Below are 22,526 nucleotides of genomic sequence, written 5' to 3' on the forward strand. Positions count from 1 at the left end.
CACCGATGCCCAAGGCTTTGAGACCCGGCGAGCACTGGTCTCTGGATTTCCTATCCGACACTTTCGCTGCATCCTGAAGGTTCCGTATCTTGACGGTGATGGATGATGGTTTCCGCGAGGAACAGTGCCTGCGCCTAAAACTTCAGAACAGGCATTATGGCTACGTGCGTACAATCGGTCCGGCTAGCGCCCCTTCGTTTTGAAGGACGCGATCTGCTTTGACGGCGGCTGAGGTTCGGTTGTCGACGCCCAGTTTATGAAAGATCTGTTCGAGGTGTTTGTTCACCGTGCGCGCGCTTACGGACAGAATGTCGGCAATATCGCGGTTCGTCTTTCCATAAGACAACCACAAAAGAACTTCGGCTTCGCGCATGGTCAGACCGAATGAGTTTTCCAATTTTTGTTCGTTGGACGTGTTGGAAGCTTTGTTCAGCTGCAAAAGGATTTCTTCTTCGGATTGTCCTATGAGAAAAAAAGTTGTTCCACCATGCTGGAATAAAAAGCCTTGGGAAACAGGTAACCGAGCCACCTCATTCAGCCATTTGCGAAAAGCCGGGGCGGCTTGACCCGCGACAAACAGCGGGTCATCTGAGGTATCGTCCAGCATCGCCAAAGATCGGGGTGTTCCCCAGGAAAAATGGCCGTTGCGCGAAACGGCAATGATGGATTGTCCCGAATATTCCAATGCCGTGCGTGCCGATTGAATTGCCCGGGCGTTCATTACGTGTCGCGCGATGCGGGCTATTAACTCATCCACGACGACCGGCTTGGTGATGTAATCAACGCCGCCTGCGTCGAGACCTTCCCGTAAGTGCTCGCTGTCGGTTAAGCCAGTCATGAATATGACTGGAGCGGCCTCTGATGTAGGCGAGGTTTTAAGTCTTCGGCACGTTTCGAACCCGTCCATTTCCGGCATCATAGCATCCAACAGAATGACGTCAGGGCGTACCCGTTGCGCCAGGCTGAGGCCTTCTGCCCCGGACCGCGCAACAAGGACTGTCATACCTTCATCTTCAAGCGCATCGCTGACCATGCCCAGTGTTTCAGGTGCATCGTCGATCACAAGAACGATATAGTTCGCCACGGTAATGCCCTTTCTCAGACTTGTGTTCACGCGCTCGCCCTTTTCAACAGCCTGGTGATGGCCGCGAAATCATATTCAACAAGATGCGTTTCTATGTTTGCGAATTGCAGATCGTCGAGCAATTTGTCCCGGCGCAGGGCTGCGATCTCTCGTTTCAAACCAGAAGCATGGCCTATTTCCGCGAAACTCAGCATCCTTTGTATCGCCTCATCCGACAGAGGGCGCGCCTGCTGGGGTGGTTCGGCGCCTTCGGCGAAAATGAGGTCGATTTTCAGGTATTGCGCTATTCGGGCGATGAGGTCCGTCAGAGAGTAGGGTTTGACAATGAACGTGTCGTATAACCCATCGCGGGTCGCCGGTTGGCGTGCTTCCAGCGCATGGCCCGAAAGCATTATGATGGGTGTGGCGCGGTATTGCTTCTGTGATCGCAGATATTCCGCCATTTCCCATCCCGTGACCTCGGGCATGTCGATATCCAGAAGAAAGAGATCAGGCGTCAAATCTCCTAACGCAGCCAGTGCAGTTTCCACGTCCTTGCAAGAGTGCACTAGAAAACCCATCGGTCGCAGAACCGTTTCGACCAGGTTCAGGTGATTGGTATCGTCATCAACAACCATGATGACCTTGCGCGGGCCGGAATACCCTTTGGCCGCAAAGCAATCCGGTCCGCTGCGGGTACTGATTTGCGCGCTGGTATCGGCCACGGACGGCAGCATCAACCTGACTGTGAAGGCGGTTCCGCGTCCGGGTGCACTTTGGACCGTGATCTCACCGCCCAGTACTTCTACCAGCAGACGCGTTATTGTCAGCCCCAACCCCGAGCCATTGGCGTTGCGTTTGGACAGCCGCTCGAACGGTTTCCAAATTCGGTCCACGACGTCCTTGTCGATCCCTATTCCGGTGTCTGAGATATCAAAGCGGCCGACTTCGTTTCGATAGGACAGCGAAAGCGAGACCGAGCCATGCGGCGTATAGTTGAAGGCATTCGACAGAAGGTTGATCAGGATCTGCCGCAGGCGCTTTTCGTCAAAGTCGATCCATTCGGGCAGATTCCCTTCGGTCCGGATGGTGAAGTTCAGACCTTTTTCTCGCGCTTGCCTCTCAAAAATGGCGGATATCTGATTTAGGAAGCCGGAAAGGTTGATCCTGTCGCGGCGAATCTCCAACCGTCCTGCTTCGATCTTGGAAATATCCAGAAGGTTTTCGATCAGCCCCGCCAGATGTTCCGAGCTGCGCCGGATCGCAACGACAGCATCACGACGGTTTTCCGGCAAGCTTCGGTCCCGTTCAAGAACTTGAGAATACCCATAGATCGCGTTCAGCGGTGTACGCAGTTCGTGGCTGATGCCAGCCATATAGCGCGTTTTTGCAAGGTTCGCGGCCTCGGCCTTTTCCTTGGCCGCCTGAAGCTCGGCGTCCGTTCGTTCATGCGCCCGGACTTCGCGCAATAGCCGCCGGGTCTGGATATCGGCTTCGCTCCGGGCTTTGTTATGGCTTTCTTTTGTCAGGATGGATGTCCAGACAAGGATACCGGTCACGATCATGACGCTGCAGAAGATGATGGCCAGAACCGCGTCAAACTCGGGGCGATCCGCATTCGCCCGAATGAGCAAAAGCAAGACCGCGGATATCGAAATGGGTATCGCGGATGACACCAAAAACACAAACACGCGCGAAGTCAGGGCGGTATAGGCATGCGCGGGCAGCCATTTTTTCATGTTGCGAGTGACCGTTTGGTCCAACCGCGCGTGCGGTTTGCACGCATCCCGGCACGAGGCGTCCAGTGTGCAGCAAAGTGAACAGATCGGGCCTGAATAGAAGGGGCAATCTGTCATGTCCTCGCGATCAAAGCGGAACTCGCAAACGCAGCATTTCGCGACTTGCCCGGCTTCTTTCTGCTCGGGTGTCGCATCCGACTGATTCCAACGGTTTGGGACCGGGCGCGCGATGTAGTACTTGCCACCCGTCGCCCACGCGATCAGCGGGGCGGCAACCAGAGCAACCACCAAAGCCACCAGTGCCGAAAGACTTTCGGCCATGGCCCCGAATGCTCCAAGCCGGGCGAGAATGGACAGAATAGCTGCGGCCAGCATAGCACCGATACCGACGGGATTGACGTCGTAGAGGTGAGCGCGGCGAAATTCGATTCCCTTGGGGCTCAACCCCAGCGGTTTGTTGATCACCAGATCGGCCACCAACGCCCCGATCCAGGCCAGCGCGACGTGGCTGTACAGGCCAAGAATCATCTCGATCGCGTGAAACACACCTAGTTCCATAAGCATCAGCGCAATGCTGACGTTAAAGACCAGCCACACCACGCGCCCCGGGTGTGTATGCGTCAGCCGGGCAAAGAAATTCGACCATGCAATCGATCCGGCATAGGCATTCGTCACGTTGATCTTCATTTGCGATAAAATTACGAAGACCGCCGTTATGACGACCGCCAGAGCTGTCGATGGCAATACCATCTCGAAAGCAACGTAATACATGCGGGTGGGGTCGGTCGCCTGCTGGGTCGAAATTCCAGCTGAAAGTACCAATGTCACAAGGAACGATCCGGCAAGCATCTTTGCGACGCCCAGAACGGACCAGCCGGGTCCTGCCGACAAGAGGGCAAGCCACCAGCGGCGGCGTTCGCTTGCAGTTCTGGGTTCTGGCAGGAAGCGAAGGAAATCGACCTGTTCGCCGATCTGTGCAATCAGCGACAGCACGACGCCCATCGCCGCGCCAACCATCATGATTGTGGGACCTTCGGTGCCGCGTGTTCCGACAAAGTCCTTCCACTCGGACAGGCTGGTGCCGTTCAGGGCCAACAGAATAAATGGAAGTGCGTGCAAGACGATCCAAAGCGGCTGCGTCCACGCCTGAAAGGCCGAGATTTTGGAGAACCCGTTTACGACCAGCGGAATAACGGCCAGAGCCGCAAGAAGGTAGCCAAGCGCGACCGGGATTCCAAAACAGAAGTCCAGTGCAAAGGCTAGAATCGCGGCCTCTAGCGCAAAGAATATGAACGTGAAACACGCGTAGATAAGCGACGTGATTGTCGATCCGAAATAGCCGAACCCTGCACCTCGGGTCAGAAGGTCAATATCGACCCCGTATCGGGCCGCGTAATAGCTGATGGGTAATCCGGTCAGAAACAGGATGAGCCCGGCCAGCATGATCGCGATTATGGCCGCATCAAACCCATAGGTCAGGGTGATCGCGCCGCCGATGGCCTCGAGCGCCAGAAATGAGATCGAGCCAAGCGCAGTATTGGCCACCCGGCCATAAGACCAGCGCCGTGTCCTGCGGGCAGTGAACCGCAGGGCGAAGTCTTCCATAGTTTCATTGGCGACCCAGCGGTTGTAGCTCCGGCGTCCGCCCGTGGCGCTGTAAACGACCAATTATCACCTCCATTACCGACACGACTGTGATCGGTTGTTCTGCGGCACTTACGTGACCGGAGAAGACCCAGAACCAGGTGAGGAGTTCGCTATGGTCCTATCGCCTTTGTCTGTTTCGCGCCCATCCTAACGGGGCAAAACACGCATCCACATACGTCATTTGACGTATACTGCAGTGCAGCATTTTTTGTCAGCGTTGGGGGATCAAACAGTTCTTACGCAACCACGAAACGACCGAAAAGGAGGCATTCGTGACCAAGTCTGACAATTCCGACAGCACAAGAAACGCTCAAAAAGGGGCTTTTAGCCGCCGCGCTGTACTTGCAGGCGGTGCGGCAATGACAGCATCGCTGTTCATGCCCAAAGGTCTGCGCGCGCAGGATTTTCCAACTGACGTCGTGAATACGACCGGTCTTGCGGTGACAGATGACACTGTCACGGTTGGCATCCTGCACTCGGTCACCGGGACGATGGCAATTTCCGAAACCGGCTCGGTTCAGGCCGAGAAACTGGCGATTGACCAGATCAACGCGCAGGGCGGCATTCTGGGGCGCAAGATCGAATACATTCAGGAAGACGGGGCCTCGGACTGGCCGACATTTGCTGAAAAAGCCAAGAAGCTTTTGGTTCAGGACAAGGTCGCCTCGGTCATGGGGTGCTGGACGTCCGCCTCTCGCAAGGCTGTTCTGCCCGTGTTCGAACAGTATAACGGCTTCCTCTACTATCCGACCTTCTATGAGGGCCTCGAAGAAAGCCCCAACGTGATCTACACCGGGCAAGAAGCCACGCAGCAGATCATCGCGGGTCTGGATTGGGTCAATCAGACAAAAGGGGCCAAGACCTTTTACCTGCTAGGCTCGGACTACATCTGGCCGCGCACCTCGAACAAGATCGCGCGAAAGCATATCGAGAATTTCATGGACGGCTGTAAGGTTGTGGGTGAGGAATATTACCCGCTGGGTCATACGCAGTTTAACTCGGTCATCAACAAAATCCGTTTGAGAAAGCCTGACGTCATCTACGCAATCGTCGTCGGCGGCTCGAACGTTGCGTTCTACAAGCAGCTAAAGGCTGCCGGTATCGATCCCACCGAAGAAGGCCCGATCGTTCTGACCATTTCGGTGACCGAGGATGAAATCCGCGGCATCGGCGGTGAAAACATCGAAGGCGCCTATGCCTGCATGAAGTATTTCCAATCGCTGGAAAACGACAACAACCTGGCCTTTGTGGATGCATTCAAAGAGATGTGGGGTGACGACATCGTCATCGGCGATGTGACGCAGGCCGCATATCTTGGTCCGTGGCTCTGGAAGGCCGCCGTTGAAAAGGCAGGCTCGTTTGACGTGGACAAAGTCCGCGAAGCCTCGCCGGGGATTGAGCTGACATCGGCCCCCGAAGGGTATGTCAAAGTGCATGACAACCACCACCTGTGGTCTAAAACCCGCGTTGGTCGCGCTCAGGCGGACGGCCAGTACGAGGTCGTCTTTGAAACCGCCGATCTGGTTGAGCCTGATCCGTTCCCGGAAGGCTACCAATAAGAACTCCGACCTGGTGGCGGCCTTTCTGTCGCCACCTGCGTTCCAACAGCCCGCGCTGTCCGAGGTCCAATACGCGCCAGTGCGGGCAACCCTTTCACAGATCTCAGCAGGTTGCGCATGTTCTCCGACTATTCCTCCAGCGAGCTTGTCGCGATTTTCGCGATGCAGGGCTTTGCCGGTCTCATCCTCTTTTCCGTCTTCGTCCTGATGGCCCTTGGGCTGGCGATTATCTTTGGCCAGATGGGGGTCATCAACATGGCCCATGGCGAATTCATGATCCTTGGGGCTTATGTCACCTATCTGACATCGAACCTGTTTGCCGACTACATGCCGGCATTGTTCTCGATCTATTTTTTCATCGCCATGGCGTTGGCCTTCGTTGCGGCGGGGGCCTTAGGGATATTGGTCGAGTGGGCATTGATCCGCCACCTTTATAAACGACCGCTGGACACGCTTCTGGCCACATGGGGGCTGAGCCTGATCCTGCAGCAGGTCTACCGCTCGGTCTTTGGCGCGCGCGAGGTCGGGGTCACCATCCCGGACTGGATGATGGGATCGTTGCCCCTGACGGACCTGATCGAGGTTCCGATAAACGGGATTTTCGTCATGGTTCTGGCGCTTGGAATCTCGGTGGCGGTTTACGTGATGCTGTATCGCTCGCGCTGGGGACAGCAGGTGCGGGCCATCAACAACAACCGTCAGATGGCGGACGCGGTGGGCATCAACACAGCCTGGACCGACCGGATGACCTTTGCCATCGGCTGCGGCGTGGCGGGTGTCGCCGGGTCGGCCTTTACGATGATCGGATCGACCGGCCCGACTGCAGGGCAGCTTTACATCGTCGACACATTCCTCGTCGTGGTCTTCGGCGGAGCAGGCAGCTTGTTGGGTACGATCGCTTCGGCTTTCTCGATCTCGCAGGCGCAGTCCATTCTGGAATTCTTCCTGTCCGGCTCGATGGCCAAGGTTCTCACTCTGCTAACCGTGGTTGGCATCCTGATGCTGCGTCCGCAGGGCCTGTTCGCCCTCAAGCTGCGCAAGTGAACCGGAGGTTTCAATGGACACGCAAACTTTCAAACACAGCTTCATGACCCGGCGCGACATCATCGGCTTTGCGATCCTGGCCGTCACGATCTTTGTGATCTTTCCTGTGGCGCTGGAACCGTTTCGCCTGAACCTTTTCGGCAAGTACCTGTCTTATGCCTTTGTCGCGGTAGGGTTGGTTCTGTGCTGGGGCGTGGGCGGTATCCTGTCGCTGGGGCAGGGGGTCTTTTTTGGGCTGGGCGGCTATTGCATGGCAATGTTCCTCAAGCTTGAGGCATCCAGCCCAGAAAACACGTCCATCCAATCCACCCCCGGCATCCCGGACTTCATGGACTGGAACCAACTGACCGCATTGCCGTGGTGGTGGGAGGGGTTCAACTCGTTCGCCTTTACCCTGATCGCGGTCGTCGTCGTGCCGGTCCTGTTCGCCTTTATCATCGGCGTCGCCATGTTCCGCCGCCGGGTCGGGGGCGTCTATTTCGCCATTATCACGCAGGCCATCGCCGCCATTCTGACAATCCTGATCATCGGTCAACAAGGCTTTACCGGAGGCGTCAACGGCATCACCGACCTGCGGACCTTGCACGGGTGGGACATCCGCACCGACAGTGCAAAAACAATCCTGTATTTCGTGAACGGAGCGTTGCTGTTCGCGGTTCTGCTGGCTGCGCAGTTTGTGCGCAGGTCCAAGCTGGGCCGCCTTTTGATCGCGATGCGCGATCAGGAGGATCGCGTTCGGTTCTCGGGCTATGACGTGGCCAACTTCAAGATCTTCGTGTTTTGCCTTGGCGCCGGGTTTGCGGCCATCGGGGGGGCGATGTTCACCCTGCAGGTGGGCTTCATGTCGCCCAGCTTTATCGGCATCGTCCCGTCGATCGAAATGGTGATCTTTGCCGCTGTCGGTGGGCGGTTGTCCATTCTGGGCGCGGTCTGGGGCACGTTGCTGGTGAACTGGGCCAAGACCTCATTCTCAGAAACCTTTCCTGAATTGTGGCTGATCGGGCTTGGCGCGTTGTTCATTGCCGTCGTCATGGCTTTCCCCAACGGGCTTGCCGGGGTCTGGGCGGAACGGATCGAGCCTCGTCTGTTGAAACTCATCGGTCGGGCCCCCCGTACCGCGCCAAGCACTGCCCCTGCGGAGTAAGATCATGCTGGATATGAACAACCCCCACTATGTCCTGATGGTTGAAGGGCTGACCGTGTCCTTTGACGGCTTCAAGGCGGTCAACGACCTGTCCTTTTACGTCGAACCCAATGAATGCCGGGTCATCATCGGCCCCAATGGGGCGGGCAAGACAACCGTGCTGGACCTGATCTGTGGTCGCACCAAGGCGACCTCGGGCTCGGTCGCGTTCAAGGGCGAGGACCTTTTGAAAATGCGCGAGGATCAGATCGTGCATGCCGGCGTCGGACGCAAGTTTCAGACCCCGTCTGTGTACGAGGACCTGTCTGTCTTTGCCAATCTGGAACTGTCTTATCCCAAAGGTCACGGCGTGTTCGGCGCGCTGTTTTTCAAACGCGATCCGGATGTTCTGGCCCGGATCGAAGAGATCGCCGAGATGGTGTTCCTCAAGGACCAGCTGCACCAGAAAGCTGCCTATTTGTCCCACGGTCAGAAGCAGTGGCTTGAGATCGGGATGCTACTGATCCAGGACCCCGAGCTTTTGATGCTGGATGAACCGGTGGCGGGCATGTCCGTTGCCGAGCGCAAAAAAACCGCCGAGCTGCTGAACCGTATCATCGCTGATCGCTCGGTCATCGTGATCGAGCATGACATGGGGTTTGTCGCCGATATCGCCTCGCGGGTCACCGTTCTGCATCAGGGCAAAGTGCTGTCCGAGGGGTCGATGGACCATGTCCAGAACGATCCCAAAGTCGTCGAAGTCTATCTGGGTCATTGAGAGGTCGCCATGCTGAACATTTCTGAACTTCGTTCCTGTTATGGCGCCAGCGAGGTGCTGCACGGGCTGGATCTGGACGTGGCGCAGGGTGAAATCGTCGCCATCATGGGCCGCAATGGCATGGGTAAAACCACGCTGATGAAATCCCTGATGGGGATCCTGTCGCCAAGCGCCGGTACGATCCGCGTGGACGGCAAAGAAGTCACAAAGGGCAAACCGCATCAACGCGTGGCCGATGGGCTGGCCTATGTCCCGCAGGGGCGGATGATCTTTTCGTCGATGACCGTACAAGAGAATGTTGAAACCGGTCTGACCGTGACCGGAGACCGCGCCGTACCGCAAGATATCTATGAGCTGTTTCCCGTCCTCCTTGAGATGAAAAACCGCCGGGGCGGGAACCTTTCGGGTGGTCAGCAGCAGCAACTTGCCATCGCGCGGGCGCTGGCCTCAAAGCCCAAGGTGTTGCTGCTGGATGAACCGACCGAGGGGATACAGCCGTCGATCATTCGTGAAATGGCCCGAACCCTGCGCCGCATCCGCGACGAAAAGGGGTTGTCCATAGTCGTGTCGGAGCAGGTGCTGAGCTTTGCTTTGGATGTCGCCGACCGCGTGGTCGTGATCGAAAACGGTGCCTTTGTCCACGACAGCCCAAGGGACAGCATCGACGAAGCCAAAGTCGCCAGATTCCTTTCCGTCTGACGCCAGCAAACCAAACTACCCAAATGGAGTTGAACTATGACAGACACGCTGATTTCCGTTGATCTCTCGGAAAGCCCGCATACGAATGAAAAAATCCACAATCGCTGGCACCCTGACATCCCCATCGCGGTCTGGGTCGAACCCGGTGACGATTTCAAGATCGAGACCTACGATTGGACCGGTGGTCAGATCAAAAATGACGATGACGCCGCCGATGTGCGGGATGTCGAGCTTGAGCAAGTCCACTACCTGTCCGGGCCAATTGGCGTCAAAGGGGCCGAACCGGGCGATCTGCTGAAAGTCCACATCCTTGATATCGGTGCCAAGGAAGAGATGAACTGGGGCTTCAACGGCTTTTTCTCGAAACAGAATGGCGGCGGCTTTCTTACGGAACACTTCCCTGAGGCGCAAAAATCCATCTGGGATTTCCACGGCATGTTCACCTCATCGCGCCACGTGCCGGGGGTGAAATACGCGGGGCTCATCCACCCCGGTCTGATCGGCTGCCTTCCGGATCGCAAAATGCTGGACATGTGGAACAGCCGGGAAAAGGCGCTGTTCGACACCAACCCGGACCGGACACCGCCCCTAGCGGCGCTTCCTAACACGCAATCCGCACATATGGGTGGCATGAAGGGCGAGGACCGAGACGCCGCCGCAGCCGAAGCTGCGCGCACCGTTCCCCCGCGTGAACATGGCGGCAATTGCGACATCAAAGACCTCAGCCGTGGGTCGACCTGCTATTTCCCGGTTTACGTGGACGGCGCCGGGCTCAGCATGGGTGACCTGCACTTCTCGCAAGGTGATGGCGAGATCACCTTCTGCGGCGCGATCGAAATGGCGGGTTGGCTGCATATTCAGGTGGAGCTGGTTAAAGGCGGGATGGAGAAATACGGGATCAGAAATCCGATCTTCAAACCGTCTCCCATCACGCCGAAATATGATGACTACCTGATATTCGAGGGGATATCGGTCGATGAGCAAGGCGAACAGCATTATCTGGATGTGCATATTGCGTATCGACAGGCCTGTCTGAACGCGATCGAGTACCTCAAGAAATTCGGATACACCGGCGCGCAGGCCTATGCGATCCTGGGTACGGCCCCGGTACAGGGACACATTTCGGGTGTTGTCGACATCCCGAATGCCTGCGCCACGCTGTGGCTGCCAAATGATATTTTCGACTTTGACATCATGCCCGGCAGCGAAGGGCCCACGAAACACTTGGATGGGTCGGTCGATATACCGCTTGCGCCAGACCTGTAAACTCTGGCGGGCCCTAGCGGCCCGCTAAACCGCCTATCTAAATTTCAGACTCAGACTGGGAACCACTGATGCCTTTTTATGACTACATGTGCGAAGACTGCGGCCCGTTTACGGAACGTGTGGCGATGGCGGACTTTGACAAGCCGTGCGATTGCCCTGATTGCGGTGCCTCAGCCAAGCGCGTTCTTTTGCAGGCCCCGACCTTTGCCAATATGGACAGCGCGCGCAAAGTCGCCTTCTCCACGAATGAAAAAAGCCGACATGAACCGAAATCGACGCGGACTCATGGCCCCGGATGTGGGTGTTGTTCGGGGAAAGCCAAATCAGGGCGCACGCTTCACAGGCCTGATGGATCAAAGAGTTTCCCAACTGCGCGACCATGGATGATTTCGCATTGAACAGCGCCGCGAAAGATGGATTAAGAACAATGATAATAGATAACTAGTCGTCATGTGACCAGCGTTTGTGTCTCACACCCTTCACTACGAGTTTTGGTAGACCGACTTTACTTATCCTAAGTCATCGATTGGGGCTGGCTCTAAGTTAGCATCAATCTCTACGACTAAAGTTATCAGCGGTTTCGACGGCGTTAACTGGCCAGCTCAGCTAATTTTCCGAAAAACAGTTTCCGGGTGCAAAATGATCCTTAAGGATCGTGCGCGGCACTTCGATTCTTGCAAACGTTGCTTTGCCCCATGCAAATGCTTCCCAATCGGGCATGTTCGTCTTTTAAGGAAACCGTGATGCTGTTCCGCGATATTGCTCAGATACGTCTGCCTAGCGGCTAGTATTTAGATGGAGCTACCAACGCCTCTGCGCATTTTGTTGATAGCCGCGATGCCGGTAGGCTTTTTCGCCGCGCAGACAGCACGCTATCCAGGGTTTTGTTAAGCTTTTTTTCAGCCAAACCGAGATAGATCTACGCGCCTATGACTTTGATGCACGTTTCATCCATTACCCAGGCTTGGCCGCTCGACCCTTATAAAGTCGTATTACTTCAGCGGCTAAGCCCATTCCAGGGGCCCCGCCATTCTGCGATATATGATCCAGCACGACGCCTCGCTAATGCACGATCTCTTCCAAGTCACGATATGACTTGCCGCACGTAACATGAAGAATACGGCGAATACCTTATGGGTCGGGAAACCCTTGGGCCCGGGCAGCCAGATCTTCCGCTGCCTTACGGGTGCAACCGCCATCGTATTCGGCAATAGCAGCTCGCTCCTCGAACGCGTCGATGTCAGGGAAACTCATACCGGAAGTCTTATCTGATCGACGATTGACCGACGCTGCTCGTCACTGATGCCAGCCGAGTAGATACCGTAGGTGATCCCGTTCTCCGACCGTGCCGATTGGTGACCAACCAGAGACGCCTTGAAGTGCTCAGGGACACCTGTTCGCTCACACTGGGTGATGAACCACTTGCGGGTCGAGTGAAACACCAGTCCCGGTCGCTTCAGCCCCAGTCGACGTCTCAGTCTCACAAAACCCTTGGTGACATGCGCCACGGTCAGGTCAGGAAACAGAGGGCCAGAAGCAGGCAGTTGACGGAACGTCTCATCCAACACCGGGTGAACCGGAACCAGACGTTCCGCTGCATCGGTCTTCAACAGTCTCAGTTGGTTAGGTCGAACATGAACGAAGCAACCGAGGTTGCCCTTGGTCACGAGGTCTTCTCGGAGTAGCCCAACCGCTTCCCCCGCTCGCATTCCTGATAGCAGACAGGTCAGTAGAACCGGATGCAGGTCACGGTCTTTGGTTCTCAGCAGTCTCACGACTTCATCGTCAGTCGGAACGGCATAGGGTTGAGGGCGCACCTTTCGGTCGAAGAGAACAGTTCGGAACGGATTGACCTCCAGATGCCCTTCATAGACCACCCAGTCGAGGAAGTGATTGACCTGAGACCAGATACGTCGCTGGGTTCTGGCTGTCATGGTCACCGACCCCCGAGACGAGAACTCGACCAGTTGGTCCAGGGTCAGCCCACGAGTCCGCTCCGACTTGCCGATGATCGGGGACAGTTGGGCTATTGCGGACAGGAAGTCTCGCCCGTCTGCTCTGGATAAACTGCAAACAGAACGATCGGCAAATCGGCTGGAGAATAACCCGACAGAGTACCGGACAGATTTGAACCCGCTGGGTCGTAGTTCGTTACTGCGCTTGTTCAGATAGGCACCAGCCAGTGGGCCAGTGACAGCAAAGCCGGTCACGCAGTCTTCGAACACCTCTTCCACGCGGAACAGATGCTCAGGGACGTCATCAAAGGCGCGGATGACCACGACGTCACTGGGGTTCAGTTCCAGCTCAGTCATCGTCAGACCTCCATGTCCAGAGAACCGCCAGCAGAACCAGCGCTGAGACAGCGGGATGAGACCGAGAGACCACCCAGAGCATCGTCGTCAGGACGGCCTTGGGCGGTGGTTGCAAAAGAAAACCCCCGACGAGAACGCCGAGGGCAGACAGGTACTTCATGGATCAAACTCCTGCATTTACTTCTTTATTTAGATGCAGGGTTTCTCTCGGTTTTCTGGGGGGGACCGGACGTTGGATGGTGGGACGGTGAATGGCGGGTCGCGGACTGAGCCGCCAAAGCGGATCGCCGTGTGTGCCCTAATCGTCCAAATTAGAAACAATAGACTTTAATCGACGGATGGCTTCGGCACTTATGCATCTCCGATCCACAGTAAGGGAAAAGCCCGCATCCTCCTCGTGGATGATGCAGCTTTCTGGTGCTACGCCTTCGTAGATTGTGGTCGCAGCGTAAGTACGGACGGGATTCTGAAACCCTTTCACCTGAACCGGCTCACGCTCCTCAACGGTTAGCCAATCTTTCACCAAAGAATAGGTTTCTGCTGCCAGCAAGATGCCTCCTGGATCGCACTCAGCCTCAAGCCTTGCAGCAAGATTCACTTCTCGTCCAATCGCGGTATAATCCATCCGATCATCTGAACCGAAATTGCCGATTGTGCAGTAGCCGGTGTTGATACCTATGCGTGCGCGAAATGGGCGATCAATCAATCCTTTGCGCTGCCATCCCTTTTGCAAATCATTCAGGCTGCGTTGCATGTCAATCGCCATCCGAACGCAGGCGGCGGCATCTTCCTTAGCGCCAAGGCTTTCGGACTCGCCAAAGTACAGCATCATGGCATCACCGATGAACTTGTCGAAATATGCGCCATGCTGCAGTGCGATTTTAGACATTTCCGACAGGTATTCGTTCAGTAAAGAGGTCAGTTCCTCAGCTTCGAGCTGATCCGTGATTTCGGAAAAATCAACGATGTCGGAGAAGAATAGTCTAGACCAACGACTGCTTCGAGATACCGTCAGGAAACTCAGGCTACCCCGCGACGACCGTGAAAGACGGTTGTCCGTCGGTCTCAACTTCGCTGAACACGAACTCTCGGAATGCGGCAATCAGTGGTTCAGACGAACGGCTGCGTTGGCATACAAATGAGTAGATTACGAAAGGTATGGTGACTGCTTCGAAAAGGCGGACCAGGCGACCTGACGCGACAGTTTCCCGAACCACTATGTCATAAGCAAGCGATACTCCGAGTCCTTGCTCGACGCCTGATGTCGCAAGTTCGCAGTTGGGAAACTCCGGCCCTCTCGGAAAATTCGGTGCTTCGACGCCTGCAGCAGAGAACCATTCCGCCCATTGGTCCATTGTTTCATCGTGCATCAATGTGACACTGCGCAAATCTTCAGGGGATTTAATGCAATGCTCACGTATGTAGCTTGGAGCCGCAACCGGATATCTGCCAGATTGCATCAAAGGCACAACTTCGGCACCCGCAACCGGATCATTTGCCCAACCAATTACGACATCGGCGTCATTAGAGTGAAAATCCGTCGACGGAGCTCCGACAGATACGCGAAGCCTGATGGCCGACGGTTCGATAAACCTGTTTAGTCTTGGCAAAAGCCAACGCGCTGCAAATCCCGGCGTGCAAAGAACGCGAAGTGACTGCCTTGTGGCCTCTGCCGCGTCCACAGTACTTGCCTCGAAAACGTCTAGGAGCGACGTCATTTTCCCCGCGTAGGCATTCCCCGTCAGAGTCAGCTGCATCTTGTTCTTGCGACGTTCGAACAGCTTAGTATCTAGATATTCCTCTAAGGAACGGATCTGATGACTGATCGCAGAGGGTGAAAGGCAAAGCTCTTCCGCGGCCTTTGTGTACGACAAATGCCGAGCGGCGGCTTCAAAAGCACGAACTGCGGCAAATGGTGGAAGTTTTCGTCCCAAAGGTTGTGAATTCCTTTCATGCTAACATGAAAAATCGCCTTTTGCACGATCCTTGGCTCAAGCCTAGCATATTTCCAAAGAGTTCCAAAAATCGAAGATGGAGAGCATTATGCTTGGCCCTTATCCCGCCAGCCTTTGGTTGGTGGCATTGGTGATGTTTGCCGGTTCAGCTTGGGCGGACACGATCGAGCCTCTCGATCCGGAACCGGAATGGCGCGACGCGGAAAGCATCACAGAGCTGGCAGAGGATTTAAACGCGTGGCTCGATCAAAACACGAGCTTACAACGCCCGGAGGCAAGCCCGACGATTGAGCTCATTAGCTCGTCTATAGCGGCAACTCTTCAAGGCTTACCGGCATCCACTTCTGTAGGAACTCGGGGACTCTTTGATCCGGGCACGTCAACAATCTATTTGATCCAGCCCTGGGATCGGAAGAACCCACACGACGCAAGCGTCCTCCTTCACGAACTCGTACATGCCAGACAGGTTTCCCAGCATTATTATTGTCCCGGTGCTCAGGAAGATGCGGCCTATCGCCTTCAGGATGATTGGCTTCGCGTACGTGGTCTCCGGGCAAAAGTTAACTGGATTGCGGTCGTACTGGAGGCTGGGTGCAATCGTCGGGACGTTCATCCCGACTAATCATGGCACCTTGTGGGTTCCCAAATGGGGTCAAAAAAGCGTGTTCCAACCCTTTGCGAAGAGGTTTCAGTTCACCTAAAAGTGCCGAAAATTCTGGTAAACATTTCTAAAACAAAAGTTAATTCGATCATACCCCCATCTCTTACCGACAGTGTTCACAGTTTTATTGCGAAGGCACTTCGTCGAGCCAAACAAGCTTTTCCTTGACCCGATAGCGACATTAGGCCGACCATTACTCACTCATTACACAAATATGAGTAAGTATTGGGAGGATACTATGACAAATCAGTTCATACCTGCTGCCGTGGCACTAAGTGTGATAACGACGGCGTCCGCTGCGTGGTCAGACGGGCATCAAAGCGCGATGGACGTGCCCAAGATCACTACATCCCTTGTTTTAGGAGAACTGGACTCTCCTTGGGATATGGCTTTCTTGCCGGACGGTACGATGTTCTTCACGGAAAAATGCGACGGCCTTTCTGTAAGAACGCCGGATGGCACTGTGAACGCGCTTTACGGCATGAAGGACACCGAGGGGTACGCGGATGCCGGGAGTGATCTTTTCTGCGAGGGACAAGCCGGGATGCTTGGGGTCGTAGCAGATCGCCATTTCGCGAAAAACCGTACGCTTTACGTCTATTCGACCTCATCCAAGTATCACGGTGATGGCTGCAAGACCAATTTTGAGAAGTGCGACGGTAACATCGTGATGAAATTCACTGTTAGCGACGACTTGCAGAGCGTGTCTGACAGAACTGATATTGTCACAGATATCCAATATAAGCCGTTTGACTCGGATCAGCCCTTTGGCGGGCCAGGTGCCCATAATGGTGGTAGAATTCGGATTGGGCCCGGTGGCTATCTCTGGGTCGCGGGCGGAGATCGTCACAGGGGGATTTGTCCGCAGGATGGAACGCTCTTGTGTGGCAAAGTCCTGAGGATTGATGGTGATGGAAACGCCCATCCCGACAACAATCCTCCTGAAGGTTTTGACAAGCGTATCTACACTTACGGGCACAGAAACGTTCAGGGTATTGATTTCCGCCCCAGCGATGGGAAAGCTTTCACGGCAGAACATGGCCCTTGGCACAACGATGAAATCACCGCGCTCGTAAACGGTGGCAATGCTGGATGGGATCCGGCTCAGAACACAGGTGGTCGAGGTGAATGCCCAGACGAGTACTGTGGATACGAGCCGAACCAGAAGGATGCCATGGATCCAGCCCTGCGTGCAGCCTTTACGCCGATGAGCGACACGCGCTTCGAAGACCTGATGCCTGCGTCTTGGAACAACAACGGGTTTTCGCAAGGCACCGGTTCCGCCGCCTTCATCAAGGGTGACAATTGGGGTATTTACGAGGGTCGCCTGGCAGTCGGAATTATGGGTATCGCATTCGGCGACACGCCAGAAGGGTCAAGAATTGACATGATCAGCCTTACACCTGACGGCTTGGGCATTAATGGGATCACGCGGATGCCGCTCGGATTTTCTGATCGGTTCCGCGGGCTTGTTATGGGCCCGGACAACGCCTTGTACGTTGCGACGGATTCGGGCGAAATCCATAAAATAACGGCAGAAAGCCTGAAGTAGGTTTTCAACAATAATGCCCGTGCCATCTCCCTGGCGCGGGCAACATTTTAGCGCGTCTGTCATTGCAACAGTGCGCTTGGACTAATTACCCGCCAACAACGTTTCGGGCATTTCATATCGCTGGCGCTCAACCCTGATGACATGCATGCCGTCCTTCAGGCTCCAGTCGGTATCTGTGCCAACACCAGACATCGTCACGTTTGCGCGCAGAAATTTACCATCCTCAAAGTAAAGCTCCCTCTTGAAGCTGTTCGCAAAGACGACCGTCATTGTCGTTTTTCCATTCTCATCGCGCTTGACGAGATAGCTGCATTGATCAAGTGGTCCGTCGGGTTCCTGTGAACAGGCAATTGACTTTGGTGGTTCGCCATTTTGCTCGGCGGACACCTTTGTTGCGCCGAGCAAGATAACGGCACAAATACCAAGCAATCTCGGCGTAGTCATTCGGACGCTCTCCTAGCGGCTTGCTCCTAAAGTTCATCTCAAATGCAACAGGCGGACCTGCCTTTACCCGGTAGACGAAACATTTTCAAAATATGAGAGCGGCAGCCCAGACGCAAATTTGCATTCTGTTGATCGACGGGGCCTCGTGACAACTTAAGAAACTGCACCAATCTATGTTTAATGCACTACTTCCATAAAGCTGTCATGGGAGCATCCAATGTCAATGTATGATTAGTGCACGCCTTGGCCGTTCACCCGCCTGCAGTTAGCCCCTGCTTTTTCGGCCAAAAGAAAGAAATGTGATCCGCCGGGAATGCCCCCAGCACCCAAACGACCCGCTATCAGCTATAGCGGGTTCTTCGGTGTGCCCCTCCCACGTTGCGGGAGAGACGGGTTGGCTGGTTTACAATCGAGATTTCTGCATAGCCACAGGACTATAGCATATCCCAACGACCCCGTTCGCCTGTCGATCAAGCTCATCTTCAAGGTTATCACCGCGATCACCGATAGCCAGATGACACGGGTTCACACAGCGACGGTTATGACAGCGGTCCCGGATTACCTGATGGCGGGTGGCGGCGAGCCTGTGAGTGATGCAATAGACGAACCTGTATGCTCGTTCCAATTCTCCTCGGAATCATAGTTTCCCTGGCTCGATTGTCGGAGTTACCCAACAATCGTTTTCATCTTCTTCCATGTCATCAAACAACTCCTGCACTTTCTGACTGGCTTCTTGGCAATGATTGGCGAATAGATCCGTGTACCATTCTTGATGCCGATCCATTGAAATGAACAAAAGTTCTCTCATCAGATGATCTTCACTTCGTCTTGGTCTTGGTCGATGGGTTCGTCACAGCCATCCAGCTCTCTCACTCGACCACCAGCAACCTGATAGTCGGGATGAACCCAGACAGCTCGAGCATATTCGATGCCACCCCACTTCACGTTCGCCGCACGCCAACGAAGTTCCGTCATCATGTAGCGAATGCGATTCTGTTTCGCCTGAAGAACTTGAGTGAAGATTTTTGACCAGTTTTTCTTGAGGGATCGCAAAACGTCTGAGCTCGTTGAGATGCTCCTCCAGCCGAACCAAAAGCACCTCCCGAGACGCACCCATGATCTGTTGCATGACCGGTGTCTTGATCAGTTACAGATTCAGAGAGCGAGGGTTGAACTCGTTCGACTGACAGTGCTTCATCAACCCGTTATACAGTCGTGCAATATTCTCTGGTTGGTCCATCCGTGCATTGAACTCACCTATGAAGTTTCCAAAGTCATCCGCCTCAGGACCAGAAGCATGCCCATCATGATCAACCTCGACCACGTAGTAACGACGGTCACCACCCTCAATCCAGAGCGGAAGATGGTTGGTTGTGAAGACGAAACAGCAGCACTGATCGACCTTTTCAACCTCTCTCCCCTTGGCCTCCGAGACCGTCACCCGTTCCGTAATGTAAGTCTTTAGCGTGTTCCCTTGCGGTGAATCCGGCTTCAGTTGCAATTCTTCTGACACCACCAACTTGCTGTCCAGGATCGGCTTGTTGAACTTCCCAGTCAGCTTGGCAACGCTGTTTTGCGTGATCGAGTTTTCCTCCCCGAACAGCTTAGTGATGAGGGTGCAGAGGGTACTTTTACCTGTCCCTTTATGGCGGGAATAGAAGAACAAAGCCCAAGCCAGTTTCTCAGCCTCTTTCTGAAGATCCCATGAGATCCAGTCTTTGACGACGCGGCGGTCGACCTCGTGGCGAAAGATCCGTTCAAGAAACCGATCGAATATAGTCTTATCAGAGTCCGTGACCGCGAGGTGACGTGCGCCACGGTCAGGTCAGGAAACAGAGGGCCAGAAGCAGGCAGTTGACGGAACGTCTCATCCAGCACCGGATGAACCGGAACCAGTCTCTCCGCTGCATCGGTTTTCAGCAGTCTCAGCTCATTGGGCTGCACATGAACGAAGCAACCGAGGTTGCCCTTGGCCACGAGGTCTTCCCGGAGTAACCCAACCGCTTCCCCCGCTCGCATTCCTGTCAACAGGCAGGTCAGCAGAACCGGATGTAACTCCCTGTCCTTGGCTTCCAGTAGTTGCACGACTTCATCATCAGTCGGGACCGCATAGGGTTTAGGACGAACCTTCCGGTCGAAGAGAACAGTCCGGAAGGGGTTCTGTTCCAGATGCCCCTCATAGACCATCCAGTCGAGGAAGTGATTGACCTGAGACCAGATCCGCCGCTGGGTTCTGGCTGTGATGGTCACCGATCCCCGAGACGAGTACTCGACTAATTGGTCCAGGGTCAGCCCACGGGTCCGCTCGGACTTGCCGATCATCGGAGAGAGTTGGGCTATAGCGGACAGAAACTCCCGTCCGTCTGCTCTGGATAAACTGCAAACCGGCTGGTCAGCATATCGGCTGGAGAACAACCCGACAGAGTATCGGACCGATTTGAACCCGCTGGGTCGTAGTTCGTTACTGCGCTTGTTCAGATAGGCCCGGCTTAACTCACGAACCGGCACTTTCACTGGCGCTGATGGTCTGGCGAACTTAGACCGCTCCAGATTGCATCCAGAGTCCTCCAGAGTGGCCCGGAGACGGACGAGAGACGACTCCGGTTGGTCAACCCAATCAGGAACGTCAGAGGTGTTCTCTGGGACAGACAAGGCGTTTTCCGCCTGCGATCGGACCTGTTCCACCAGCGTTTCGAACCGAGCATTGACTTCAGCGGCTCGGACGCGAGCGACGTTGCGATCACTGGTCTTGAGGCTCTGCTTCAGCGCCTGAGCGCCCAGCGCGAGAGCCACGTCAACGGGATAGTTGCGTCTATACAGCCACGTATGGCCCTTCAGATAGGCATAGCGAATGTGAGCAGACATCAATCTCCTCCTTTCAGCGTTGGAATTTGGGATAGGGTCAGTTGGTTGAGACAACCCGCCGGATCATCTCGATTGCCGGTTCGCCGTAGGACCCAGCCAGTGGACCGGTGACAGCAAAGCCGGTCACGCAGTCCTCAAAAACCTCTTCCACGCGGAACAGATGCTCAGGAACGTCATCAAAGGCGCGGACGACCACGACATCGCCGGGGTTTAGCTCCAGTTCAGTCATCGGTGGGCCTCCACGTCCAGAGAACCGCGAGCAAAACCAGCGCTGAGACAGCGGGGTGAGACCGAGAGACCACCCAGAGCATCGTCGTCAGGACGGCCTTGGGCGGTGGGTGCAAAAGAAAACCCCCGACGAGAACGCCGAGGGCAGACAGGTACTTCATGGATCAAACTCCTGCAGTTACTTCTTTATTTAGATGCAGGAAGTTGCTCGGTTTGTTGCGTCCAACAGAACACGACATCTCGGTAATTTCGATCTAGCCCGTATCCGATTGTCCTCTCGCTTCGCGAATGGAGTTTTCTAGCTCTGGAAGAGACGAAATCCAAGTTGCCCAACCAACCCCAGAATGATCTCCGTTACGTTGCAATGACCTACTAACAAGGCCGATTACCGCTCCGTCTTCGTTAAAAACTGGCCCTCCGCTCATCCCTGGAGGCCAATGTGCGTCTACTTCAAATACTGGGGTCTGGTTGGTTCGGTCGCGGCCTGTAGGGTGAAGGTCAATAACTGTCCCATAGGAGGCATACATACCTTCCCTGATCAAAGCACATGAATCAGTCGTTCGGCCCTTTCGAACTTGTAATCCCGGAAACCCAACAGCCACGACCCGGTCTCCAATTCTGGGCACTGAAGCGTCGAACTGAAGGCGAAACGTATGAAGCTCTTTTCTAAGCTCATGCATACGCAGTATAGCGACGTCCGCTGTATCGAAATTTGGCTCTCCACGCAGATCCTTCATCGGATCATCACCTTCTTTTATTGGGGCACGCGCCGAAGCAACTGAAGCGAAGTAATCTTGAGAAACATGAGGCGTACCGAAAATCGCTCCGGGCGACAAAAAAGCGACTATTGACATTTCACCGAAATATTCAAATTGCGGTGATAGTCTGTCGGATACAGACAATTCCGAGTCTTGGCGAAAATCTGAGATAGCGTGATCTGCTGTCAGCAAAAGGCCGTTGGCGTCTAAGCCGAACGCGGTCGCTAGTCCCGTGAGTTCGCCATTGCGCCCGGCGTAAAACAACGGAACAACGGCTTTTCTAATGTTAAATGGGTCGTCCACAGGAAAGAAGGTTTCGTTGGAATCGGCGTTTCCGCTCGGGGCCAGAGTCCAGTCAACGCGCCCCTCTACTTCAGATTCCAGAGTACGAACACTAATCCAGCAAGTTGCCACTATTGCAATTCCATCAATGATTAACCTTTCGTAATATTGAAAAAAATGCAGCTGTTTGAAAGAGCCAACCCCCACCCAACCCACCAGCACTAGCGACCACTCGGAACGCCTCGTCAGCACCAGTGGACGCCCTCTAGCGGCCCTGTCAGCCGTCCTGAGCGGTCGATCTAGCGGTCTCGTCGGCATCTGCTAGCAGACCCTAGCGACCTCTCAAGCAGCCAAAATGCCCCGTGCTCACCCCCGAAATGCCCCCGAAATCGCCCCTGTTTCGGTCACCGGTTGGAAAAGCCGATAACAATCATCTGACGGCAAGGATTCCTACCACCCCAGCCAGTTCATCGGAACATGGAACGAGACTAGGCTCTTGGAGCTCAACCCTCCGAGAAATGCCCCCATTTATGCCCCAGTGTTTTCGGGTG

At 55.0% G+C, this 22,526-nt stretch carries 24 protein-coding genes; 9 read left to right on the plus strand and 15 right to left on the minus strand.

Translation table 11 applies throughout. The features are described 5' to 3' along the window. Window positions 1-160: 160 nt before the first annotated feature. Together ACR0DG_RS21085 and ACR0DG_RS21090 are read right to left on the minus strand one after the other, a co-directional pair. Window positions 161-1,114, minus strand: coding sequence for a response regulator (locus ACR0DG_RS21085; protein WP_480700436.1), 954 nt, complete (start codon window positions 1,112-1,114; stop codon window positions 161-163). Next, a complete protein-coding gene (locus ACR0DG_RS21090; RefSeq protein ID WP_480700437.1) occupies window positions 1,111-4,470 on the minus strand; it encodes a hybrid sensor histidine kinase/response regulator in 3,360 nt (1,119 codons plus the stop codon). The genes ACR0DG_RS21085 and ACR0DG_RS21090 overlap by 4 nt, the downstream gene beginning before the upstream one ends. 251 nt (window positions 4,471-4,721) lie before the next feature. Between ACR0DG_RS21090 and urtA the strand changes: the two genes are divergently transcribed. The 7 genes from urtA (at window position 4,722) to ACR0DG_RS21125 (ending at window position 11,316) form a co-directional block, all read left to right on the plus strand. After that, complete coding sequence (urtA, locus tag ACR0DG_RS21095) at window positions 4,722-6,008, plus strand: urea ABC transporter substrate-binding protein (protein ID WP_480700438.1); 1,287 nt, start codon at window positions 4,722-4,724, stop codon at window positions 6,006-6,008. Window positions 6,009-6,125: 117 nt separating this feature from the next. Then, window positions 6,126-7,052 (plus strand): urea ABC transporter permease subunit UrtB, encoded by a 927-nt coding sequence (gene urtB / locus ACR0DG_RS21100; protein ID WP_480700439.1) that lies wholly within the window; start codon window positions 6,126-6,128, stop codon window positions 7,050-7,052. Between the two features lie 13 nt (window positions 7,053-7,065). Then, window positions 7,066-8,196: an urea ABC transporter permease subunit UrtC gene (gene urtC / locus ACR0DG_RS21105; RefSeq protein ID WP_480700440.1), complete on the plus strand. Its 1,131-nt coding sequence runs from the start codon at window positions 7,066-7,068 to the stop codon at window positions 8,194-8,196. Between the two features lie 4 nt (window positions 8,197-8,200). Continuing rightward, the gene (urtD, locus tag ACR0DG_RS21110) at window positions 8,201-8,953 is read left to right on the plus strand and encodes an urea ABC transporter ATP-binding protein UrtD (protein ID WP_480700441.1); all 753 of its coding nucleotides are present in this window, start codon (window positions 8,201-8,203) and stop codon (window positions 8,951-8,953) included. A gap of 9 nt (window positions 8,954-8,962) precedes the next feature. After that, the gene (gene urtE, locus ACR0DG_RS21115) at window positions 8,963-9,652 is read left to right on the plus strand and encodes an urea ABC transporter ATP-binding subunit UrtE (RefSeq protein WP_480700442.1); all 690 of its coding nucleotides are present in this window, start codon (window positions 8,963-8,965) and stop codon (window positions 9,650-9,652) included. A gap of 36 nt (window positions 9,653-9,688) precedes the next feature. After that, on the plus strand, window positions 9,689-10,918 hold the full coding sequence (gene fmdA, locus ACR0DG_RS21120; protein ID WP_480700443.1) for a formamidase: 1,230 nt from the start codon (window positions 9,689-9,691) through the stop codon (window positions 10,916-10,918). Between the two features lie 68 nt (window positions 10,919-10,986). After that, on the plus strand, window positions 10,987-11,316 hold the full coding sequence (locus ACR0DG_RS21125; protein ID WP_480700444.1) for an FmdB family zinc ribbon protein: 330 nt from the start codon (window positions 10,987-10,989) through the stop codon (window positions 11,314-11,316). Window positions 11,317-12,049: 733 nt separating this feature from the next. On the opposite strand, the gene ACR0DG_RS21130 is transcribed toward ACR0DG_RS21125, so the two are convergent. The 5 genes from ACR0DG_RS21130 to ACR0DG_RS21150 form a co-directional block, all read right to left on the minus strand. After that, the gene (locus tag ACR0DG_RS21130; RefSeq protein ID WP_480700445.1) at window positions 12,050-12,172 is read right to left on the minus strand and encodes a hypothetical protein; all 123 of its coding nucleotides are present in this window, start codon (window positions 12,170-12,172) and stop codon (window positions 12,050-12,052) included. Continuing rightward, window positions 12,169-13,230: an integrase gene (locus tag ACR0DG_RS21135; RefSeq protein WP_480700446.1), complete on the minus strand. Its 1,062-nt coding sequence runs from the start codon at window positions 13,228-13,230 to the stop codon at window positions 12,169-12,171. The genes ACR0DG_RS21130 and ACR0DG_RS21135 overlap by 4 nt, the downstream gene beginning before the upstream one ends. Further along, window positions 13,223-13,390 carry a hypothetical protein gene (locus ACR0DG_RS21140; RefSeq protein ID WP_480700447.1) on the minus strand — a complete coding sequence of 56 codons (168 nt, stop codon included), beginning with the start codon at window positions 13,388-13,390 and terminating at the stop codon, window positions 13,223-13,225. Before ACR0DG_RS21140 ends, ACR0DG_RS21135 begins: the two co-directional genes overlap by 8 nt. A gap of 138 nt (window positions 13,391-13,528) precedes the next feature. Beyond that, window positions 13,529-14,332 carry an adenylate/guanylate cyclase domain-containing protein gene (locus ACR0DG_RS21145; protein ID WP_480700448.1) on the minus strand — a complete coding sequence of 268 codons (804 nt, stop codon included), beginning with the start codon at window positions 14,330-14,332 and terminating at the stop codon, window positions 13,529-13,531. Beyond that, complete coding sequence (locus ACR0DG_RS21150; RefSeq protein ID WP_480707323.1) at window positions 14,256-15,164, minus strand: LysR substrate-binding domain-containing protein; 909 nt, start codon at window positions 15,162-15,164, stop codon at window positions 14,256-14,258. The genes ACR0DG_RS21145 and ACR0DG_RS21150 overlap by 77 nt, the downstream gene beginning before the upstream one ends. Before the next feature lie 97 nt (window positions 15,165-15,261). Here ACR0DG_RS21150 and ACR0DG_RS21155 point away from each other — a divergent pair, with 97 nt between their 5' ends. Beyond that, window positions 15,262-15,807, plus strand: a complete 546-nt coding sequence (locus tag ACR0DG_RS21155) for a DUF6647 family protein (RefSeq protein ID WP_480707325.1) — start codon at window positions 15,262-15,264, stop codon at window positions 15,805-15,807. Window positions 15,808-16,084: 277 nt separating this feature from the next. Further along, the gene (locus ACR0DG_RS21160) at window positions 16,085-17,398 is read left to right on the plus strand and encodes a PQQ-dependent sugar dehydrogenase (protein ID WP_480700450.1); all 1,314 of its coding nucleotides are present in this window, start codon (window positions 16,085-16,087) and stop codon (window positions 17,396-17,398) included. A gap of 81 nt (window positions 17,399-17,479) precedes the next feature. Here ACR0DG_RS21160 and ACR0DG_RS21165 read toward each other — a convergent pair whose 3' ends face one another. The 8 genes from ACR0DG_RS21165 to ACR0DG_RS21200 form a co-directional block, all read right to left on the minus strand. Further along, the gene (locus tag ACR0DG_RS21165) at window positions 17,480-17,842 is read right to left on the minus strand and encodes a hypothetical protein (RefSeq protein ID WP_480700451.1); all 363 of its coding nucleotides are present in this window, start codon (window positions 17,840-17,842) and stop codon (window positions 17,480-17,482) included. A gap of 637 nt (window positions 17,843-18,479) precedes the next feature. Further along, window positions 18,480-18,650 carry a hypothetical protein gene (locus tag ACR0DG_RS21170; protein WP_480700452.1) on the minus strand — a complete coding sequence of 57 codons (171 nt, stop codon included), beginning with the start codon at window positions 18,648-18,650 and terminating at the stop codon, window positions 18,480-18,482. After that, window positions 18,650-18,817, minus strand: coding sequence for a hypothetical protein (locus tag ACR0DG_RS21175; protein ID WP_480707327.1), 168 nt, complete (start codon window positions 18,815-18,817; stop codon window positions 18,650-18,652). The genes ACR0DG_RS21170 and ACR0DG_RS21175 overlap by 1 nt, the downstream gene beginning before the upstream one ends. Window positions 18,818-18,989: 172 nt before the next feature. Continuing rightward, window positions 18,990-19,508 (minus strand): primase-helicase family protein, encoded by a 519-nt coding sequence (locus tag ACR0DG_RS21180; protein WP_480700454.1) that lies wholly within the window; start codon window positions 19,506-19,508, stop codon window positions 18,990-18,992. Further along, complete coding sequence (locus ACR0DG_RS21185; protein ID WP_480700455.1) at window positions 19,397-20,707, minus strand: DUF6538 domain-containing protein; 1,311 nt, start codon at window positions 20,705-20,707, stop codon at window positions 19,397-19,399. Before ACR0DG_RS21185 ends, ACR0DG_RS21180 begins: the two co-directional genes overlap by 112 nt. Window positions 20,708-20,744: 37 nt before the next feature. Further along, on the minus strand, window positions 20,745-20,936 hold the full coding sequence (locus ACR0DG_RS21190) for a hypothetical protein (RefSeq protein WP_480700456.1): 192 nt from the start codon (window positions 20,934-20,936) through the stop codon (window positions 20,745-20,747). After that, window positions 20,929-21,096 carry a hypothetical protein gene (locus tag ACR0DG_RS21195; protein ID WP_480700457.1) on the minus strand — a complete coding sequence of 56 codons (168 nt, stop codon included), beginning with the start codon at window positions 21,094-21,096 and terminating at the stop codon, window positions 20,929-20,931. Before ACR0DG_RS21195 ends, ACR0DG_RS21190 begins: the two co-directional genes overlap by 8 nt. Window positions 21,097-21,189: 93 nt before the next feature. Beyond that, entirely contained in the window at window positions 21,190-22,182 is a 993-nt protein-coding gene (locus ACR0DG_RS21200; RefSeq protein ID WP_480707329.1) for a S1 family peptidase, read from the minus strand. Between the last annotated feature and the right edge of the window lie 344 nt (window positions 22,183-22,526).

The organism is Ruegeria sp. BG8 (assembly GCF_056538325.1).

Bases quoted from the DNA above. Each gene is read 5' to 3' on its own strand.
- urtB (WP_480700439.1), top strand. From the start codon at position 6,126: ATGTTCTCCGACTATTCCTCCAGCGAGCTTGTCGCGATTTTCGCGATG.
- urtC (WP_480700440.1), top strand. From the start codon at position 7,066: ATGGACACGCAAACTTTCAAACACAGCTTCATGACCCGGCGCGACATC.
- urtD (WP_480700441.1), top strand. From the start codon at position 8,201: ATGCTGGATATGAACAACCCCCACTATGTCCTGATGGTTGAAGGGCTG.
- urtE (WP_480700442.1), top strand. From the start codon at position 8,963: ATGCTGAACATTTCTGAACTTCGTTCCTGTTATGGCGCCAGCGAGGTG.
- fmdA (WP_480700443.1), top strand. From the start codon at position 9,689: ATGACAGACACGCTGATTTCCGTTGATCTCTCGGAAAGCCCGCATACG.
- ACR0DG_RS21125 (WP_480700444.1), top strand. From the start codon at position 10,987: ATGCCTTTTTATGACTACATGTGCGAAGACTGCGGCCCGTTTACGGAA.
- ACR0DG_RS21130 (WP_480700445.1), bottom strand. From the start codon at position 12,172: ATGAGTTTCCCTGACATCGACGCGTTCGAGGAGCGAGCTGCTATTGCC.
- ACR0DG_RS21135 (WP_480700446.1), bottom strand. From the start codon at position 13,230: ATGACTGAGCTGGAACTGAACCCCAGTGACGTCGTGGTCATCCGCGCC.
- ACR0DG_RS21140 (WP_480700447.1), bottom strand. From the start codon at position 13,390: ATGAAGTACCTGTCTGCCCTCGGCGTTCTCGTCGGGGGTTTTCTTTTG.
- ACR0DG_RS21155 (WP_480707325.1), top strand. From the start codon at position 15,262: ATGGAGAGCATTATGCTTGGCCCTTATCCCGCCAGCCTTTGGTTGGTG.
- ACR0DG_RS21160 (WP_480700450.1), top strand. From the start codon at position 16,085: ATGACAAATCAGTTCATACCTGCTGCCGTGGCACTAAGTGTGATAACG.
- ACR0DG_RS21165 (WP_480700451.1), bottom strand. From the start codon at position 17,842: ATGACTACGCCGAGATTGCTTGGTATTTGTGCCGTTATCTTGCTCGGC.
- ACR0DG_RS21170 (WP_480700452.1), bottom strand. From the start codon at position 18,650: ATGAGAGAACTTTTGTTCATTTCAATGGATCGGCATCAAGAATGGTAC.
- ACR0DG_RS21175 (WP_480707327.1), bottom strand. From the start codon at position 18,817: ATGACGGAACTTCGTTGGCGTGCGGCGAACGTGAAGTGGGGTGGCATC.
- ACR0DG_RS21185 (WP_480700455.1), bottom strand. From the start codon at position 20,707: ATGTCTGCTCACATTCGCTATGCCTATCTGAAGGGCCATACGTGGCTG.
- ACR0DG_RS21190 (WP_480700456.1), bottom strand. From the start codon at position 20,936: ATGACTGAACTGGAGCTAAACCCCGGCGATGTCGTGGTCGTCCGCGCC.
- ACR0DG_RS21195 (WP_480700457.1), bottom strand. From the start codon at position 21,096: ATGAAGTACCTGTCTGCCCTCGGCGTTCTCGTCGGGGGTTTTCTTTTG.